Genomic DNA, 17650 nt, shown 5'->3' with positions numbered 1-17650 from the left:
TTTGCGCCAATAAATCATGGCAGGCCGCTCTGAAACGTTGCCTTTCTGAATGACTATAATGCCTGCTTTATTTCTCCATCAGGCTATCGACGACCGAGGAAAATGAAGCGGGTCATTTGTGGCTCAACCTGTAAAAGCGTTTAAGAAATCTCCGCTGAATTTCATGTATTGCCGGATAATCACGTGCGGGAGATGAAAAAATGCCGCCATAGCTGGCGGCACGGGAGTATTAGCGTATCAGATGCAGGAAGTGCAGATGTTTTTCATACTGATCCAGAATGTCGTTAATAAGCTGTTCCTGATTCCAGCCCATCACGTCATAATTCTGCCCCCCCTCCTTGAGGTAAACTTCTGCACGATAATATCTGTGTTGCTCAGCCTGCTGCTCATCGGTATCAATAGCCGCCAGAGCGAACGTCGGGGAGTTGTAACCCCGCAGCCTGACTTCATAGAGGAAATTCATTTCATTGCCTAAATCGACCTCAAGGCGAATACGATCGTCTGCGTCATCGCTGATTTTGCTTTGCGTCCCTTGCTTATTCAGCTCCTCCTGAACCAGCGTCATGGCCGGTTTGATAACCTCATCCATAAAGCGTTTAACCAGTGAGCGTTTTGGCAAATAGGCAATGTTGCGCAGCCTGCGCTGCCACGGGATAGGATTGCGGGCAGCCGTCGGCGCGATAGTCGCCATACTCAAGCTCTCGCGCTTGGTTAAATCACGACGCAACGCTTTGAGAAGCCCGTAAATGGAGACAAGCAGGATCATGGAAAATGGAAGCGCGCTGGCGATGGTAACGGTCTGCAAGGCGCTAAGCCCACCTGCGATGAGCAGGGCAATCGCCACAATCCCCATTAACGAGGCCCAGAAAATGCGCTGCCAGACGGGCGTGTTAGTGACGCCGCCGGAAGCCAGCGTGTCGACAACCATCGCACCCGAATCGGCGGAAGTTACAAAGAAAACGATGACCATCGCCATGGCAATAAACGACAGCACAGAAGAGAACGGGAAGTGCTCAAGGAAATTGAACAGCGCCAGCGCCACATCCTGCTGAACCGTATTCGCGAGATCGGTCGCGCCCTGGTTCATGATGAGGTAAATGGCACTGTTACCAAAAACGGTCATCCACATCAGCGTGAAGCCCGCCGGGACAAATAATACCCCGGTTACAAATTCACGAATGGTCCTGCCGCGGGAGACGCGAGCGATAAACATACCGACAAAGGGAGACCACGACAGCCACCACCCCCAATACAGCAATGTCCAGCCGCCCAGCCAGTTGCTGGATTTGGGCTCATAAGCGTAAAGGTTAAATGTCTTGCTCACCATTTCAGAGAGATAGCCGCCCGTATTTTCCACGAAGGATTTCAGGAGCAGCACGGTTGGCCCCAGGAACAGCACCAGGGCCAGCAGTAAAACGGCCAGACCCAGATTAAGCTCGGACAGGATGCGGATGCCTTTATCTAACCCTGACACCACGGAAATGGTCGCAAGCCCGGTGATAACCACGATCAGGATGACCTGTACCGTTTCACTAATGGGAACCCCAAAAAGATGATTGAGCCCGGCGTTTACCTGCAACACCCCATACCCTAACGAGGTCGCGACCCCAAAAACGGTGCCGATAACAGCAAAAATATCCACCGCGTGGCCTATCGGCCCATAAATTTTATCGCCGATGATAGGGTAGAGCGCTGAACGCAACGTCAGCGGCAGGCCGTGTCGATAGCTAAAAAAGGCCAGGATCAACGCAACAATGGCATAGATAGCCCAGGCATGAAGTCCCCAGTGGAAGAATGTCAGCCGCATCGCCTCCTTGGCTGCGGTGATAGTTTCAGGCGTCCCTACCGGTGGAGAAAGGTAGTGCATGACCGGCTCTGCCACACCGAAGAACATCAGGCCTATCCCCATACCCGCTGAGAAAAGCATGGCGAACCAGGAGTGATAGCTGAAATCGGGCTGGGCGTGATCGGGGCCGAGCTTAATATCGCCGTAGCGTGATAAACCAAGAAACGTGACGCTCAATAAGATCAGCGCAACAGCGAGAATATAAAACCAGCTGGCGTTGGTGAATATTTGCTGCTGCAACAATTTAAAATTTTTGTCGGCAACGTCCGGGAAGATTGCTGCAAAGGCAACAAGAAGGAAAATTAACAAAGCAGATGTATAAAATACCGCTTTGTTAATCTTGCTTTGAGACTGCTTTGGGATAGCGTTATTTTCACTCATATTTTATGTATTCCATTGAAGCTTAAACCGCTCTGGATGAGAGGGATGAACTCTTTCAGGGTAGCAAATTTACGCGGCTTATGCAGTCGCTAATGCTCGCTTCTGGAACCACCCAGACAAGGTGAGCTGGCTTCTCGCCAGCCTGGCCCGCGACCAAATATATCGCCAGCAGCATTGACCCCGTTTCTCCCCCTTTTTGCACATCCTCCCACTTTCGTCATTTCTGTGGTCTCAAGCCCTTCATCTATACTGACTATTACCGTAGTCATTTGCATATGCGCCCACGCAAAATTAATGACCAGGCGCCTGTGGGTCTTATGGTCATCAGAAGAGTCGCATGCAAAAAAGTCAATCTGAAGGCGATTTGCCTGAGCGGCGGTAGTCGCTATGTTTAGCACGCCTGGTGTGCAAGCCCGCATATGCATTCAGAGGCGCACTGGCTGCAAAAATCCTTGTGGCATTGCAGGAGGCGACTAAACGTTTTAAGGAAACGCTTGTAAATGACGTGACCGTATTAATGCGTTAAATAAAAAGAGTGTGCCTGTAAAGGATTAAAAAACCTTCATTTAACCTGGAGATAACCAATGAAAATCACCGATTTCGTTTATTCCGCCTTAATTGGTCTTGTCGCCAGCTGCCGTTCCATGACGCCGATGGCGGCTATCGCTGCAGCACGCATTAAAAGGCGCGATACACCCGGCAGTCTCTTACTGCTGGACCGTCCGCTATTCAAATACGGCGCGTTAGCGATGGGTGTCGGTGAACTCTTTGGCGACAAGATGAAGTCAGCGCCAGACCGCACCGTGTTTTTGGGCTTATCTGCACGCGTGGCCAGTGCAGGGATTGCAGGCGCTGCGCTGGCACCCAGCGGAAAGGAAAAAACTGGGGCAGCGATCGCGGTCTCTGCCGCGGTGTCACTTGCCTATGCAACGCTTGCGGCACGCAAAAAAGCCGTGGCAAGAATGGGGCAGACCCGAAGTGGCCTGATTGAAGATGCGCTCATCGTCGCTGCCGGAGCCGCCGTGGTCTTCTTCGCAACGCGCTCAAAGCGCAGTTGAACACGCTCAGTCCTTAAAGGGTGATCTCGCGAAGCGTTCATGAAGGTGTCGGTGGCTGCCCTGGCGCAGAGCGGACTGATGCCAGACCAGAGCGCAAAGCGGGCGTCGCCATTGTTCTCACCGGGATGAAAGCACCAGTAAAAAGGGTGTATTAATCAACGCGCAGGAGGCCCAGTGAGTGACAAAAATGAACCAGAGAATGGGGATATAAATCGCTTTGAGCTTGCCTGAGAAGGTCATGGCGACCTGATTCAGTGAAATGAAACGGCGGGAGTATTGATAGCGCTCCTCTGAGTGCGGATGATTGCTGGTATATCCTGTCAGCGTCCTTTTACGACCCTTACCAGAAGCCAAATCGCAGGCATAAAAAAACCAACCGTTAAGGTTGGTTTTTTTGGGATTTTTTGGTCGGCACGAGAGGATTTGAACCTCCGACCCCTGACACCCCATGACAGTGCGCTACCAGGCTGCGCTACGTGCCGACGTGGAGGCTTATACTACCCGTTTTCACGCTGATTGCAAGCGACGCCCCATTGAGTGATTTATAATTAATCAATCAGTTAGCGATGAACCGTTTTTCATCCGTCAGCACCTGCAACAGCAGGCTGAGCTGCGGTTTATCCTCATTCATCCGCTCGCCGCGCAGGTCGTACATCCGGTAGTTGCCGTTGTTGTCCAGCACCAGCGTCATCTGCGGCGTCGTGACGGCCAGCGTGTTGTTATCGGCGCTCACCACCCAGTTATTGCGGCGGGCAGGGGAGAAGAGATCTTCGCCCTGTGAATATTCATTCGCGGGTGTACGCACATGCAACAGGCGCTGCATCAGAGTGGTCATTACGTCCTGATGATCGCTCAGTTTAGTGACGCGCTGCGCAGGCGTGCCCGGCCAATGAATAACCAGCGGTACCTGAATTCGCGCGCGATCCCAGCCGAAGCTATCCTGCTGCTTGCCGAGCGGAACGCCGCGGCCTGCGGTGATAACCACCACGGTATTATCCAGCTTGCCGCTTGCTTTGAGCGCATTCAGCACGCGGGCGATTTGCGCGTCAACATTACCGGCAGCGCGGGCGTAACGGCGCGCGAAGGCAGCCTGTTGCGTCTCTTCATCGATCGTTGTGCCATTAAAGGACACCCACGAGAACCAGCGGTTATCTTCGGAGGCGTATTTATTCAGCCAGTTTACCCACTGTGAGGCGGTCTGCTCGTCGCTTTGCGGCTGCGCGGTTGGCAGCGAGAAGTCAGACAGCAGCGCCTGGCGGTAGAGCGAACTGCGGAAACCGTCAGAAGCAAACAGGCCCAGCTGATAGCCTTGCTGATTGAGCGCTGTAATCAGCGCAGCCGGAATACGTGCGGCCAGCACGCCATCCATGTAGCCCGGTGAAATGCCGTAGAAGAGGCCGAATATGCCGTTGTCCGCGAGATTCCCCGAGCTGAAATGCTGGGTGAAATTCACATTGTCATGCGCGAACTGCGCAAGCGCCGGCATCTGCTTCTCAAAGCGCGAATAGTTCAGGCCGTCTACCGTGATAAACAGAACATTATGGCCTGAGCCCATATCGCCGTAACGCAGATCACTCAACGGATATTGCACGCTGACCGCTTCCGGATCGCCCTGTTCCACCAGTCTGCGCTGATACTCCTGCGCATCCAGCAGACCATGTTTTTCCAGAAAACGGCGCGCTGTCATCGGGTACGAGAGCGGCAGATTGGCACGCTGCATCGTGACCGGGCGATAGAAATTGGCATCAGCCCAGATATACATCACATGTGTGGTGACAAACGACGCGAAAAAGAGTGCCGCCACCGGGCGCGCGTAACGACGGCGACGCGTCAGGCTGCGCAGCTTCTGCCAGCTCCAGGTGGCGAACAGCATCTCGATAAGCAAAATCACCGGCACAGCGATAAACATCAACTGCCAGTCACGGGCCATTTCGCTTTGATCGGGGTTGATAACGACCTGCCAGACCACCGGATTAATATGCAAGTGGAAGCGGGTAAAGACTTCGCTGTCGACCAGTAACAGCGTCATCCCGACGGTCGCAAGTATCGCCGACAGGAACCGCATCAGGCGCTGCGACATCACGATAAACGTGAGCGGGAAGAGGATCAGCAGATAGGCGGCAAACACCAGAAAGCTAAAGTGGCCCACCAGGCTTACATAAGAGTAAACCCGGCCCGTCAGGGTCGTGGGCCAGTCGGCAATAAACAGATAGCGGCTACCAAGGACAATGGACAGCAGAATATTGAACAGGGCGAACCAGTGCCCCCAGCTAATCATCTGGGAGACTTTTTCACGGTAGCGCTGACGGTTAGTCACCATAGCTTTTTAACGTTCTTCCTTAATGCGCGTTGTCATCGCGAACGGAGGATTGCAACGCATCCGCGAAGGAGCGCGCCAGCGTTTTGCGCTGCGCGGGAGCCACGCTGTTATTGATGAGATTGGTGACCATATTCCCAAGCACCATCAGGGAAAGGTCAGTCGGCGCTTTGTGCTTTGACAGCACGTTCGCCAGTTCAGTCAGTAATTCTTCAACGCGTTCGTCACTATAGCGGGATACTTGTGGCATAACTCAACATCGGTTTGTTCAGGAAAGTCCAACATCTTACCGTAGCAGTGGCTTTATTTCCGCATTTTTATCAGCGGTTGCGCCGGACGGCGGGCAGTGGTTGAATACGGCCCTGCCCAACAGGAGAGTTTATCATGAGTCTGGATATCAACCAGATTGCCTTGCATCAGTTAATTAAGCGCGATGAGCAGAATCTGGAGCTTATCCTGCGCGACTCGCTGCTTGAACCAGGCAATACCGTCACGGAAATGATGGCCGAGCTGCATCGCGTCTACAGCGCGAAAAGCAAAGCTTACGGCCTTTTTAACGAAGAGAGCGAGCTTGCCGAGGCGCTGCGCCAGTGCCGTCGCGGTGATGACGATTTCCTGGCGTTCAGCCGCGCGGCCACGGGCCGTCTGCGCGACGAGCTGGCGAAATACCCGTTCGCGGACGGCGGTATCGTGCTGTTTTGCCATTATCGTTATCTGGCAGTGGAATACCTGCTGGTGGCGGTGCTGAATAACTTAAGCAGCATGCGCGTCAATGAGCAGCTCGATATCAGCGCCACGCACTATCTGGACATCAACCATGCCGACATCGTGGCGCGCATCGATTTAACCGAATGGGAAACCAACCCGGAGTCGACGCGCTACTTAACCTTCCTGAAGGGAAGGGTCGGGCGCAAGGTTGCCGATTTCTTTATGGATTTCCTGGGCGCGAGCGTCGGGCTTGACACCAAAGCGCAAAACCGTGGTCTGCTGCAGGCGCTGGACGATTTCACTGCCGAAGCGCAGCTTGATAAAGCCGAGCGCCAGAACGTGCGTGCGCAGGTCTACAGCTACTGCAACGAACAGTTGCAGGCGGGCGAAGAGATTGCGCTCTCTGAACTCTCAAAAGAGCTGCCGAATTTCGGTGAGAAAAGCTTCCAGGAGTTTACGGCGGAGCAGGGCTATGAGCTGGAAGAGACCTTCCCGGCGGACCGCAGCACCCTGCGTCAGTTGACCAAATACGCCGGCAGCGGCGGCGGACTGACGATTAATTTCGACGCCCTGCTGCTGGGCGAGCGCATTTTCTGGGACCCGGCAACCGACACGCTCACCATCAAAGGCACGCCGCCGAACCTGCGCGATCAGCTGCAGCGCCGCCTGTCCGGCAAATAAGCGTTAGATGCGAAAAAGGGCGGAATATCCGCCCTTATTTTTTTGAGCCTGAATGACAGGCAAAAAAAACGCCGCTTAGCGCGGCGTTTTTTCCTTCATCGCAATTACGCGCGAACGAAGTCGATGTGCTGCAGTTTCGGTTTGTACGGGTGACGCTGTACAGCCTGAACTTTTACTTTAACTTCTTTGCCATCGATAGCCAGAGTCAGCACTTCGCTGTAGAACTCCGGTTTTGCCTGCATGTTCATCAGCTTGTCGTGATCCAGTTCGATTGCAACCGGAGCTTCGGTGCCACCGTAGATGATAGCCGGGAACTTGTTGGCGTGACGCAGGCGGCGGCTCGCACCCTTACCCTGCTCTTTACGTACTTCAGCGTTAATAGTAAACATTGACATCTCTCTTAATAAAGAAGCCTGTTACAGGCGACCCAGCAACAGGCGAATGACTGGCTTTGCGGATGCAAAAGCGGGCGGCATTATAGCCATTTGAGCGCGCACGGGCAATGAAAACTGCCGCTAACCGCGTAATTCATTGGCGCGACGGAAGCGGCCGTTATAGTCGAATACTTTTTCACGCACCTGCCAGTACTGGCCTTTCAGGCGCGCGACCACGAAATCCGGGTGACGCAAGAGCGCCTGTTGCGCCACGATATCATTGACAGTTATCCAGCGCAGCGGCACACCCGGCGTGCGCGTATGCGGGCGGATAAACAGCTGTTCAAACGCGGTGCGCTGCGCGGGGGTGTGCAGGCGGAAACGCTCGCTAACGTCCGCGCCGTCTTCGTCATAATACGTGACCTTGAGCCATTCGCCTTTCTCATCGGCGCCCGGTTGTAACTGCATCCCGCCACAGCGTAATACCAGCGAATCTTTGAGCTTCAGCGCCGCTTTCAGCATATCGTCCGGATCGACCAGGATCTCGTTGCATCCACGGCAGCGCCGGGCGGCGATATCATTTTCCGCGTTGCAGTGCGGGCAGTTTTTGAAGCGGAAACGGTAATCGCACTGTTCGCGGTGGCCGTCGTCATCCTCAAACCAGCCCTGACAGCGGCGGCCAAAATGCTCAATCAGCGTGCCGTCGGCGGTGGTTTTGCCCCAGAAGGTATTGGCGAAACCGCAGGCGGGGCAGAAAACCTGCACCGGCACATTGTCGCTTTTCCCCTTCGGTGCGCCCACTTCCGGTGCGTAGAGATCGTGCGGGTTGCCGGCATAATCCAGGACCAAACAATCCGTTTTACCGGGCGACAGCCGCAGCCCGCGCCCGACAATCTGCTGATACAGGCTGACGGATTCCGTTGGGCGCAGGATCGCGATTAAATCCACGTGGGGGGCGTCAAAGCCGGTGGTGAGTACCGCCACGTTCACCAGAAAGCGCAGTTGCTGGGCTTTGAACGCGTCGATAATGGCGTCGCGCTCGCGCCCTGGCGTCTCACCGGTAATGAGCGCGGCTTCGCCTGCCGGCAGCAGACCGGTAATTTCCCTTGCGTGCTCGACGGTCGCGGCGAAAATCATGACGCCGCGGCGGTCGGCGGCAAACTCCACTATCTGGCTGACGATATGCGGCGTGATGCGCCGCTGTTGTTTCAGCTCGCGGTTGAGGTCAGTCTCGCTGAATAGCCCGTTGCTCTGGGCCTGGAGACGGCTGAAGTCATATTGCACCACCGGCATATCGAGGCGTTCCGGCGGCGTCAGGTAGCCGTGTTTAATCATGTAGCGCAGCGGAAGCTCATAGATGCAGTCGCGAAAGAGCGCCTTCTCGTCGCCGCGCACCATGCCGTGGTAGTGGAACTGGTAAATCCAGCCTTTGCCGAGGCGAAATGGCGTGGCGGTCAGCCCCAGCAGCCGCAGGCGCGGGTTTTGTTTGCGCAGATGCGTAAGGATTTGCTGATACTGACTGTCGTCGTCATCGCTGATGCGATGGCACTCATCGACAATCACCAGCGAAAATTCGCCCTGAAAATGGTCCAGGTTGCGCGCCACCGACTGCACGCTGCCGAACACCACTTTGCCGTGGCTCTCTTTACGCGCAAGCCCCGCGGCGTAGATATCGGCCTCAAGCCCCAGCGCCAGATATTTGGCATGGTTTTGCGCGACCAGCTCTTTAACGTGGGCAAGCACCAGGACGCGGCCGCGCGCAAGCCGTGCGAGCTCGGCGATAACCAGACTTTTGCCGGCACCGGTCGGCAGGACGATTGCCGCAGGCGCATCGTGGCGGCGGAAATGATTCAGGGTGGCATCCACCGCTTCACGCTGATAGGGACGTAGAGTAAAAGACATGGGCCTGCCAGAAATAAGGATCACGCTAATATTATGCCACGAATCAATTTCATCTTGTGAGCGGGCCATTGCCCGTTATACTGACCGCTCTGATTCCGCTTCATGAATGTTGACGGGCGCTTTGCCCGCCCCGCGTCGGAACTGCACCAACAACAGGCTTATAAACGTAATGCGACTTGATAAATTTATCGCCCAGCAGCTTGGCGTCAGCCGCGCTATTGCTTCCCGTGAGATTCGCGCCAGCCGGGTAACCGTGAATGGCGACATTGTAAGAGACAGTGCTTTTAAACTGCTGGCGGACCACGAGGTTGAGTATGACGGCAATCCGCTGACTCAGCAGAACGGCCCGCGCTATTTTATGCTCAATAAACCGCAGGGCTATGTCTGCTCCACTGACGATCCGGATCATCCGACGGTACTCTATTTTCTTGACGAACCGGTCGCGCATAAGCTGCATGCGGCAGGGCGTCTTGATATCGACACCACCGGACTGGTGCTGATGACCGACGATGGTCAGTGGTCGCACCGTATCACCTCGCCGCGCCACCACTGTGAAAAAACCTATCTTGTGACGCTGGAATCGCCAGTCGCGGACGACACCGCAGCGCTGTTCGAAAAAGGCATACAGCTGCATAACGAAAAAGATCTCACCAAACCAGCGCAGCTTGAGTTGATCACCCCAACGGAAGTACGCCTGACTATCAGTGAAGGGCGCTATCATCAGGTGAAGCGCATGTTTGCAGCGGTGGGTAACCATGTGGTCGGCCTGCATCGCGAGCGCATCGGGGGTATTGAACTGGATCCTGAGCTTGCACCTGGCGAATACCGCCCGTTAACCGAAGACGAAATTGCCAGCGTTGGCATGCCGTCACGCTAATTTCAGGAGCTTATTGTGACCACCAGGCAGAATTCTTCACTGGGTATTGTGTTTATTCTTGGCCTGCTGGCCATGCTGATGCCGCTCTCTATCGATATGTACCTGCCGGCGCTGCCGGTTATCGCAAGCGAGTTTGGCGTCGAAGCGGGCAGCGCGCAGATGACGCTCAGCACCTACATTCTGGGCTTTGCTATCGGGCAGCTTTTTTATGGCCCGATGGCGGACAGTCTGGGGCGCAAGCCGGTTATTCTTGGCGGGACGCTGATTTTCGCGGTGGCCGCCATCGCATGCGCGCTGGCGCAAACCATCGATCAGCTCATTTATATGCGTCTCCTGCACGGGCTTTCTGCGGCGGCGGCAAGCGTAGTCATCAACGCCCTGATGCGCGATATCTACCCGAAGGAAGAGTTCTCGCGCATGATGTCCTTCGTGATGCTGGTGACGACTATCGCGCCGTTACTTGCGCCAATCGCAGGTGGGGCAGTGCTCGTCTGGTTTAACTGGCACGTTATCTTCTGGATCCTGGCGGTCCTTGCACTGCTGGCCTGCGCGATGATTTTCTTTCTGATTCGCGAAACGCTGCCGGTAGAACGCCGCCAGAAATTTCACATTCGCACCACGCTTGGCAACTTCGCAACCCTGTTTCGCCACAAGCGCGTGCTGAGCTATATGCTGGCGAGCGGTTTTAGTTTCGCGGGCATGTTCTCGTTCTTAAGCGCCGGGCCGTTTGTTTATATTGAGCTAAACCATGTGTCGCCCCAGCACTTCGGCTACTACTTTGCGCTGAATATCGTGTTCCTGTTCATGATGACGATTATTAACAGCCGCTTTGTACGTCGCATCGGGGCGCTGAAGATGTTCCGCGCAGGGCTGTTTATTCAGTTCGTGATGGCGGTGTGGCTGGTGGTCAGCGCGCAATTTGGCGTTGGCTTCTGGGCGCTGGTGTTGGGCATCGCCGTCTTTGTGGGGTGTGTCTCGCTGGTCGCCTCGAACGCGATGGCGGTCATTCTCGATGAGTTTCCGCACATGGCGGGCACCGCGTCGTCGCTTGCCGGGACATTCCGCTTCGGCATTGGGGCTATCATGGGCGCGCTGCTGTCGATGGCGACGTTTAACTCCGCCTGGCCCATGCTGCTTTCTATTTTCTTCTGCGCCACCTGCTCGATCCTCTTCTATTTCTACGCCAGTCGTCCTCGCCGCCGTCCGGCGTAATCCTTTGGGGGTAATTTTTACCCCCTTATCGTCTGCCTCTGGCCGTATCACTACAGCGCGCGTTACACGCTTATTTGTTTCGCGAATGTAAAAGTAAAGCGTGTAAAAAGTCACAGCCTTGTATTAAAAAAGGTTGTGTCTGAACGCAGAACAGAGTACATATAGCGCCAAAATGCGAGCCAACGCACAAAATAACCGCCTCGCTGGTGAGTAAATAACCTGCTCTGGCACGCAATGAAACCGTTTTCTTTGTTGACATGATCACTTTTTGTCAACTTGTGTTATTGTTTGTGTGAATGACTTGTAAAATTTATGTTTCCGGGGACACTATCTTGAATACGCTACAACTCTCAATCGTTCATCGTTTGCCGCAGAGCTATCGGTGGAGTACGGGTTTTGCCGGTTCAAAAGTTGAACCGATTCCGCATGCCGGACAGCAGTGCGATAACTGCCTGGTGGGTCTGCGCCTCCTGAGCCCGGACGGTGAAAAAGCCTGGCCGGTAATGCAGAAGCTAAGCCAGGCCCTGAGCGATATCTCAGTGGATTGTTCTGTGCTGGAGTGCGAAGGCGAGCCGTGCTTGTTTGTGAACCATCAGGACGAGTTCGCGGCGACCTGTCGGCTCAAAAATTTTGGCGTAGCCATCGCTGAGCCGTTTTCTGGCCAGAACCCTTTCTGAACGTTAGCGCAGCGTTAACAGCTCGCGCGTATACGCCTCACGCGGGGCGGCGAAAATCGTCTGACAGTCGCCCTGCTCAATGACTTCCCCCTGACGTAACACCACCACCTGATGACACAGCGAACGCACAACCTGTAGATCATGACTGATAAACAGATAAGCGAGCTGGTGTTCCTGCTGTAACTTTTTCAGAAGCGCCAGGATCTGCGCCTGTACGGTGCGATCAAGCGATGACGTGGGTTCGTCCAGAATAAGCAATTCAGGCTTCAGGATAAGCGCCCGCGCGATCGCGATGCGCTGACGCTGCCCCCCGGAAAATTCGGCCGGATAGCGATGGCGCGTGTGGGGATCGAGTCCCACTTCACGCATCGCCTCGATAACCTGCGCCTCGCGCTGCGAGGCGGTCAGCGACGGCTGATGAACCCGCAGCCCTTCGGCAATAATGCTTTGCACATCAAGACGCGGATTTAGTGAAGAGTTCGGGTCCTGAAACACCACCTGAATACGCCGGCGCAGGGGCAACAGGGCGCGGCGGTTAAGCTGATGCAACGGCTGCCCCTCAAAGTAAATCTCACCCTCCGAAGCAATGAGGCGCAGCAGCGCAAGCCCGGAGGTGCTTTTACCTGAACCCGATTCGCCTACCAGTCCCAGGCTTTCACCCGCCCGCAGGGTAAAACTTAAGCCTTTTAACGCAGGGTGATAACCTGAAACGCGCCGCAGCAGCCCGTGTCGCTTTGCGAAAGTGACACGCAGATTACGCACCTCCAGCAGCGGGGCGGCAGAAGGTGGCAGCGGCACCGGATCGCCGTCCGGCTCCGCGTTAATAAGACGACGGGTGTAATCATGCGCCGGGGCGGCGAAGAGCGACGCGGCGCGGTTTTGCTCCACGCAGCGCCCGTTTTGCATAACCGCCACATTATCCGCAAGCCGCTTCACAATGTTCAGGTTATGGGTAATAAACAGCAGCCCCATATTGAGCTCGCGCTTAAGCTCCGCCAGCAATTGCAGGATTTGTGCCTGGACCGTGACGTCCAGCGCCGTGGTCGGCTCATCGGCAATAAGCAGGGCCGGGCGCGTAAGCAGCGCCATCGCAATCATCACGCGCTGGCGTTCGCCTCCGGAAAGCTGGTGCGGGAAGTCATTCAGCCGCTGCGCCGCATTACGGATGCCAACGCGCTCAAGACAAGTCACTATTTCAGCACGCGCAGGTTCCCGGCGCATGCCGCGATGGAGCGAAAGGACTTCGTAAAGCTGCTTTTCGATATTGTGCAACGGATTCAAAGAAACCATCGGCTCCTGAAAAATCATCGCTATCTGGTTGCCGCGCACGGCGCGCAGCTCACGCTCGCTGGCATTCAGCAATGAGCGGCCCTGAAACATGATATCGCCTTGCGGGTAGACCACGGGCGGGGAAGGGAGCAGGCGTAGCACAGAGAGTGCGGTAACACTTTTACCGGAGCCGGATTCACCCACGAGCGCCAGGGTTTCGCCTGCCTCAATGGCCAGCGATACAGAATCCACCACCTGACGTTCAACGCCCTGCTGGCGAAACGCGACAGAGAGATTGTCGATGGAGAGCAGAGGATGCGCCATATCAGATAGCCTTACTGGGGTCGAAGGCGTCGCGGACCGCTTCACCAATAAAAATTAACAACGACAGCAGGACCGCCAGTGAAAAGAAAGCGGTCAGGCCAAGCCACGGCGCTTCCAGATTATTTTTGCCTTGCAGCAACAGCTCGCCAAGCGACGGTGATCCAATCGGCAGCCCGAAGCCCAGGAAATCCAGCTCCGTCAGCACAGTAATTGACCCGCAGAGAATAAAGGGCAGGAACGTGAGCGTCGCCACCATCGCATTGGGCAGCATATGACGCCAGATAATCGCCCGATCGCTGACGCCCAGCGCCTGGGCGGCGCGGATATAGTCAAAGTTGCGCGTACGCAGAAACTCGGCGCGCACGACGCCGACCAGCGTCATCCAGCCAAACAGCACCGTTATCAGCAGCAGCCACCAGAAACTGGGCTGCACCACGCTTGAGAGAATAATGATAAGAAACAGCGTCGGCATGCCGGACCAGATTTCAATAAAACGCTGGCCAAAGAGATCGATTCTGCCGCCGTAATAGCCCTGTACCGCGCCGACAGTAATACCTATAACGCTTGAGCATATCGTCAGCATTAACCCGAATAGCAGTGAAATACGCGTGCCGTAGAGGATACGCGCCAGCACGTCGCCGCCGTTGGCGTCGGTGCCAAGCCAGTTTTGCGCTGACGGCGGGGCAGGGAAGGGCTTATCCGAAGCAAAATTTATCGCAGTGCCGCTAAAGCGTACCGGCGCCCAGAGCACCCAGCCTTTGTCTTCCAGCCGCTGTTGCAGCCAGGGGTCCTGATATTCGGCGGGCGTGGCGAGCGGGCCGCCGAAGTCGCTTTCACTGTAGTCGGTCACTAAGGGGAAGTACCAGCGGTCCTGGTAATGCACCAGCAGCGGTTTGTCGTTGGCGATAAGCTCGGAAAAGAGACTCAACACCACAATGATGGCCAGTATCCACAGCGACCAGTAGCCGCGCCGGTTATGGCGAAACCGCGCCCAGCGCGCCTGGTTCACTGGCTTCAATCCCCTCATTCGCGCCTCTCGAAATCAATGCGTGGGTCCACCAGCGTATAGGTAATATCGCTCAGAATATTCAGCAGCAGACCGACCAGGGTAAAAATATAGAGGGTGCCGAACATCACCGGGTAATCGCGGGAGACGGTTGCCTCATAGCCCAACAACCCAAGGCCGCTCAGTGAGAAAATGACTTCGATCAGCACCGATCCGGTAAAGAACATGCTGATAAACGTTGCCGGGAAACCCGCGATCACCAGTAGCATGGCGTTGCGAAAGACATGACGCCAGAGGATCTGCTGTTCACCAAGCCCTTTGGCGCGTGCGGTCACCACATACTGTTTGCGGATTTCATCAAGAAACGTATTACGGGTAAGAATGGTCAATGTGGCGAAGCCGCCAATGACCGTTGCCAGCACCGGCAGCGTAATATGCCAGAGGTAGTCGGTAATTTTCTGATACCACGGCAGCGAATCAAAGTTGGTTGAAACCAGGCCGCGCAACGGGAATAGATCAAGCCAGGTGCCGCCTGCGAAAACGACAATCAATAAAATGGCGAAGAGAAAGGACGGAACGGCATAGCCGGTTATAATCGCCACGCTGCTCCAGACATCGAAGCGGCTGCCGCTGGCCACCGCCTTGCGAATGCCAAGCGGAATCGACACCAGATAAATAATCAGCGTGCTCCATAGCCCAAGCGTTATCGACACCGGCAGGCTGTTTTTTATCAGAGAGATGACCGAGGCACTGCGAAATAAACTGTTGCCGAAATCGAAACGTGCATAATCCCAGAGCATTTTCAGGTAGCGCTCATGGAGTGGTTTGTCGAACCCGTAGCGATGGGTGATTTCGGCGACCACTTCCGGATCCAGCCCGCGTGCGCCGCGGTAGTGGTTTTCATTGACGTTGACCACACCCGTTTGCGCGCGGCCCGTGCCCTGCATTCCCCCGCCCTGAACACCGGGCACGCCGCCGCCATTACCAAACTGAATAGCGGCGAGCGCCTGATCCACCGGCCCACCTGGCGCTATCTGGACAATAAAAAAGTTAATCGTGATGATGGCCCAGAGCGTTGGGATCAGCAGCAATAAACGACGAAGCAGATAAGCGCCCATAACTTTCCTCAGCGCCGCGCTTCTGGCAGGGTGGCGGCTTTGTTGACGTCATACCACCACGTATCAAAACCGATGGTATAGAGAGGGCGCGTGGCCGGGCGCGAGAATTTGTTCCACATCGCGACACGATCCGCCGCCGCGTACCACATAGGGAGCATGTAGTAGTTCCATGTCAGCACGCGGTCGAGCGCGCGGCCCAGCGGCAGGAGCTTTTTCTGATTGCCCTGGTTGGCGATAATCTGCGCAATCAGTTTATCCACTGCCGGGTTTTGCACACCCGGTGTATTCCAGCTAGAGTCGATATAGTCTGACGCCCAGCTTATCTGAAGCCCCGTATCAGGCCAGGGAGAAGCCCTGTATACACGCGGCATCATGTCGAAATCGCGCTTGCGCAGCCGGTTATTCAGCTGTGAATTATCGACCTGTCGGATGGTCATGGTGATGCCAAGCCGCGCCAGGCTGTGCTGGAAGGGGAGCACCCACTGGTTATTTCCCTCCGAACCAAGCAGCAATTCAAACGTAAACGGTTTACCGGTAGCCGCGTTAACCAGCCGGTTGTTTTTAAGCTCCCAGCCCGCGTCTTTCAGGAGCGCCAGCGCTTTCATGAGATTATCGCGATCGAAGCCATCACCGCGAGAGACCGGCGGCGTATAAATTGAGGTGAAAACTTCCGGCGGCACCTCTTTTTTCAGGGGCGCGAGGAGGGTGAGTTCATCGGCGTCCGGGTAGTGACGCGCAGCGTACTCGGTATTAAGGAAATAGCTGTCCGGACGACGCCAGGCGTTGTAGAACAGCACTTTATTCATCCATTCAAAATCAAAGACGAGTGAAATGGCCTCGCGCACGCGGCGGTCAGCGAAGAAGGTACGCTGCGTATTAAACGCAAGCCAGCGGGCGTCCTGCGCCGTGGTTTTTTCAAATGTTTCTTTGACAATATACCCACGTGCGAAGTTATTACCGGTATAGCGCGTCGCCCAGTTTTTGGGGCTGGTTTCGGTACGAAAATCATAGGCACCCGCTTTGAAGGCTTCGAAAGCGACATTGTCATCGAGATAATAATCGTAGCGAATGGTATCAAAGTTCCAGCGGCCGCGATTGACCGGCAGGTTTTCAGCCCAGTAATCTTTCACGCGGGAATACACAATGTATTGCCCCATGCGCCATTGGGTGACGCGGTAAGGGCCGTTGGCAAGCGGCGGCGAAGAGAGCGGATCGCTAAGCTTATGGTCGCGCCAGAATTTCTCCGGCATTATCGGCAACGTCAGCAGGCCCAGCATATTTTCTTTGCCGGGCTGCCCGAGTTCAATGCGCACCGTCAGCGGCGCGATGGCTTTCACTGTCGTGCCTTTATAATAGAGACGAAACTGCGGCACGCCTTCTGTCATGAATTTATGAAAGGTAAACGCCACATCTTTGGCGGTAATGGGTGAGCCGTCGTGATTGCGCGCCTGCGGATTGATAGTCACTTCCGCCCAGGAAAAATCATCCGGATAGCGGATCATCTCGGCAATCAGCGGGTAATAGCTGCCGGGCTCGTCATCGGAATTGGTAAAGAGCGTATCGTAGAGCGTTTCGGTGCGTACGCCAGGGTTACCGCGCAGCGCGTAGAGATTAAAGTTATCGAAAGTGCCGAGTGCCGCGAGCGTAATGCTGCCGCCTTTTGGGGCTGCCGGGTTGACGTAATCGAAGTGGTTAAAGTTAACGACATATTTCGGCTCCCCGAGCACCGCCAGGGAGTAACTTTCATGGATAGTTTGCGCCTGGCAAACAGCGCTGAACATCACTAACAGCAAAACGAACGCGCGTGCAATCATTGGGATGGTGTGTCCTTCTCCGGCGTCCAGGTGGGCGCGCTAACAGCATGGCTGCATAATAAGGGAGGCGCGCGCGATTGTGAAAT

At 55.4% G+C, this 17650-nt stretch carries 14 protein-coding genes and 1 tRNA gene; 5 read left to right on the top strand and 10 right to left on the bottom strand.

Annotated elements, in window-relative coordinates; translation table 11 throughout:
* Positions 1–229: 229 nt before the first annotated feature.
* On the bottom strand, positions 230–2227 hold the full coding sequence (locus AFK62_RS13095; RefSeq protein WP_053531956.1) for a BCCT family transporter: 1998 nt from the start codon (positions 2225–2227) through the stop codon (positions 230–232).
* Between the two features lie 584 nt (positions 2228–2811).
* Here AFK62_RS13095 and AFK62_RS13090 point away from each other — a divergent pair.
* Positions 2812–3285, top strand: a complete 474-nt coding sequence (locus AFK62_RS13090) for a hypothetical protein (protein ID WP_007678358.1) — start codon at positions 2812–2814, stop codon at positions 3283–3285.
* A gap of 405 nt (positions 3286–3690) precedes the next feature.
* Here the strand turns inward: AFK62_RS13090 and AFK62_RS13085 are convergent.
* The 3 genes from AFK62_RS13085 to AFK62_RS13075 all read right to left on the bottom strand — a co-directional run bounded on the left by AFK62_RS13085 (position 3691) and on the right by AFK62_RS13075 (position 5852).
* Positions 3691–3767, bottom strand: a tRNA-Pro gene (locus AFK62_RS13085).
* Positions 3768–3841: 74 nt separating this feature from the next.
* A complete protein-coding gene (gene yejM / locus AFK62_RS13080) occupies positions 3842–5605 on the bottom strand; it encodes an LPS biosynthesis-modulating metalloenzyme YejM (RefSeq protein ID WP_007678352.1) in 1764 nt (587 codons plus the stop codon).
* A 19-nt stretch (positions 5606–5624) separates the two neighbouring features.
* Complete coding sequence (locus tag AFK62_RS13075; RefSeq protein WP_007678349.1) at positions 5625–5852, bottom strand: YejL family protein; 228 nt, start codon at positions 5850–5852, stop codon at positions 5625–5627.
* 134 nt (positions 5853–5986) lie between these two features.
* Here AFK62_RS13075 and yejK point away from each other — a divergent pair, with 134 nt between their 5' ends.
* On the top strand, positions 5987–6991 hold the full coding sequence (gene yejK, locus AFK62_RS13070) for a nucleoid-associated protein YejK (RefSeq protein WP_007678346.1): 1005 nt from the start codon (positions 5987–5989) through the stop codon (positions 6989–6991).
* A gap of 104 nt (positions 6992–7095) precedes the next feature.
* On the opposite strand, the gene rplY is transcribed toward yejK, so the two are convergent.
* Together rplY and AFK62_RS13060 are read right to left on the bottom strand one after the other, a co-directional pair.
* Entirely contained in the window at positions 7096–7380 is a 285-nt protein-coding gene (gene rplY, locus AFK62_RS13065; protein ID WP_007675837.1) for a 50S ribosomal protein L25, read from the bottom strand.
* A gap of 126 nt (positions 7381–7506) precedes the next feature.
* Positions 7507–9267: a DEAD/DEAH box helicase gene (locus AFK62_RS13060; RefSeq protein WP_032984593.1), complete on the bottom strand. Its 1761-nt coding sequence runs from the start codon at positions 9265–9267 to the stop codon at positions 7507–7509.
* A 169-nt stretch (positions 9268–9436) separates the two neighbouring features.
* Here AFK62_RS13060 and rsuA point away from each other — a divergent pair, with 169 nt between their 5' ends.
* From rsuA to AFK62_RS13045, 3 genes are all read left to right on the top strand, one after another.
* Complete coding sequence (gene rsuA / locus AFK62_RS13055; protein WP_007675841.1) at positions 9437–10144, top strand: 16S rRNA pseudouridine(516) synthase RsuA; 708 nt, start codon at positions 9437–9439, stop codon at positions 10142–10144.
* Positions 10145–10159: 15 nt separating this feature from the next.
* On the top strand, positions 10160–11356 hold the full coding sequence (locus AFK62_RS13050; protein WP_007675843.1) for a Bcr/CflA family multidrug efflux MFS transporter: 1197 nt from the start codon (positions 10160–10162) through the stop codon (positions 11354–11356).
* A gap of 332 nt (positions 11357–11688) precedes the next feature.
* Complete coding sequence (locus AFK62_RS13045) at positions 11689–12033, top strand: YejG family protein (RefSeq protein WP_007675844.1); 345 nt, start codon at positions 11689–11691, stop codon at positions 12031–12033.
* 3 nt (positions 12034–12036) lie between these two features.
* On the opposite strand, the gene yejF is transcribed toward AFK62_RS13045, so the two are convergent.
* The 4 genes from yejF to AFK62_RS13025 are packed head-to-tail and all read right to left on the bottom strand — an operon-like array spanning position 12037 to position 17564.
* On the bottom strand, positions 12037–13626 hold the full coding sequence (yejF, locus tag AFK62_RS13040) for a microcin C ABC transporter ATP-binding protein YejF (protein ID WP_007675846.1): 1590 nt from the start codon (positions 13624–13626) through the stop codon (positions 12037–12039).
* A gap of 1 nt (position 13627) precedes the next feature.
* On the bottom strand, positions 13628–14653 hold the full coding sequence (locus AFK62_RS13035) for a microcin C ABC transporter permease (protein WP_032984578.1): 1026 nt from the start codon (positions 14651–14653) through the stop codon (positions 13628–13630).
* Positions 14650–15750: a microcin C ABC transporter permease YejB gene (yejB, locus tag AFK62_RS13030; RefSeq protein ID WP_007675849.1), complete on the bottom strand. Its 1101-nt coding sequence runs from the start codon at positions 15748–15750 to the stop codon at positions 14650–14652. Before yejB ends, AFK62_RS13035 begins: the two co-directional genes overlap by 4 nt.
* A gap of 8 nt (positions 15751–15758) precedes the next feature.
* Positions 15759–17564, bottom strand: coding sequence for an extracellular solute-binding protein (locus AFK62_RS13025; RefSeq protein ID WP_007675851.1), 1806 nt, complete (start codon positions 17562–17564; stop codon positions 15759–15761).
* Between the last annotated feature and the right edge of the window lie 86 nt (positions 17565–17650).

The organism is Cronobacter condimenti 1330, from assembly GCF_001277255.1.
Lineage (GTDB): Bacteria > Pseudomonadota > Gammaproteobacteria > Enterobacterales > Enterobacteriaceae > Cronobacter > Cronobacter condimenti.
This window is presented reverse-complemented; position numbering and strand designations above follow the sequence as displayed.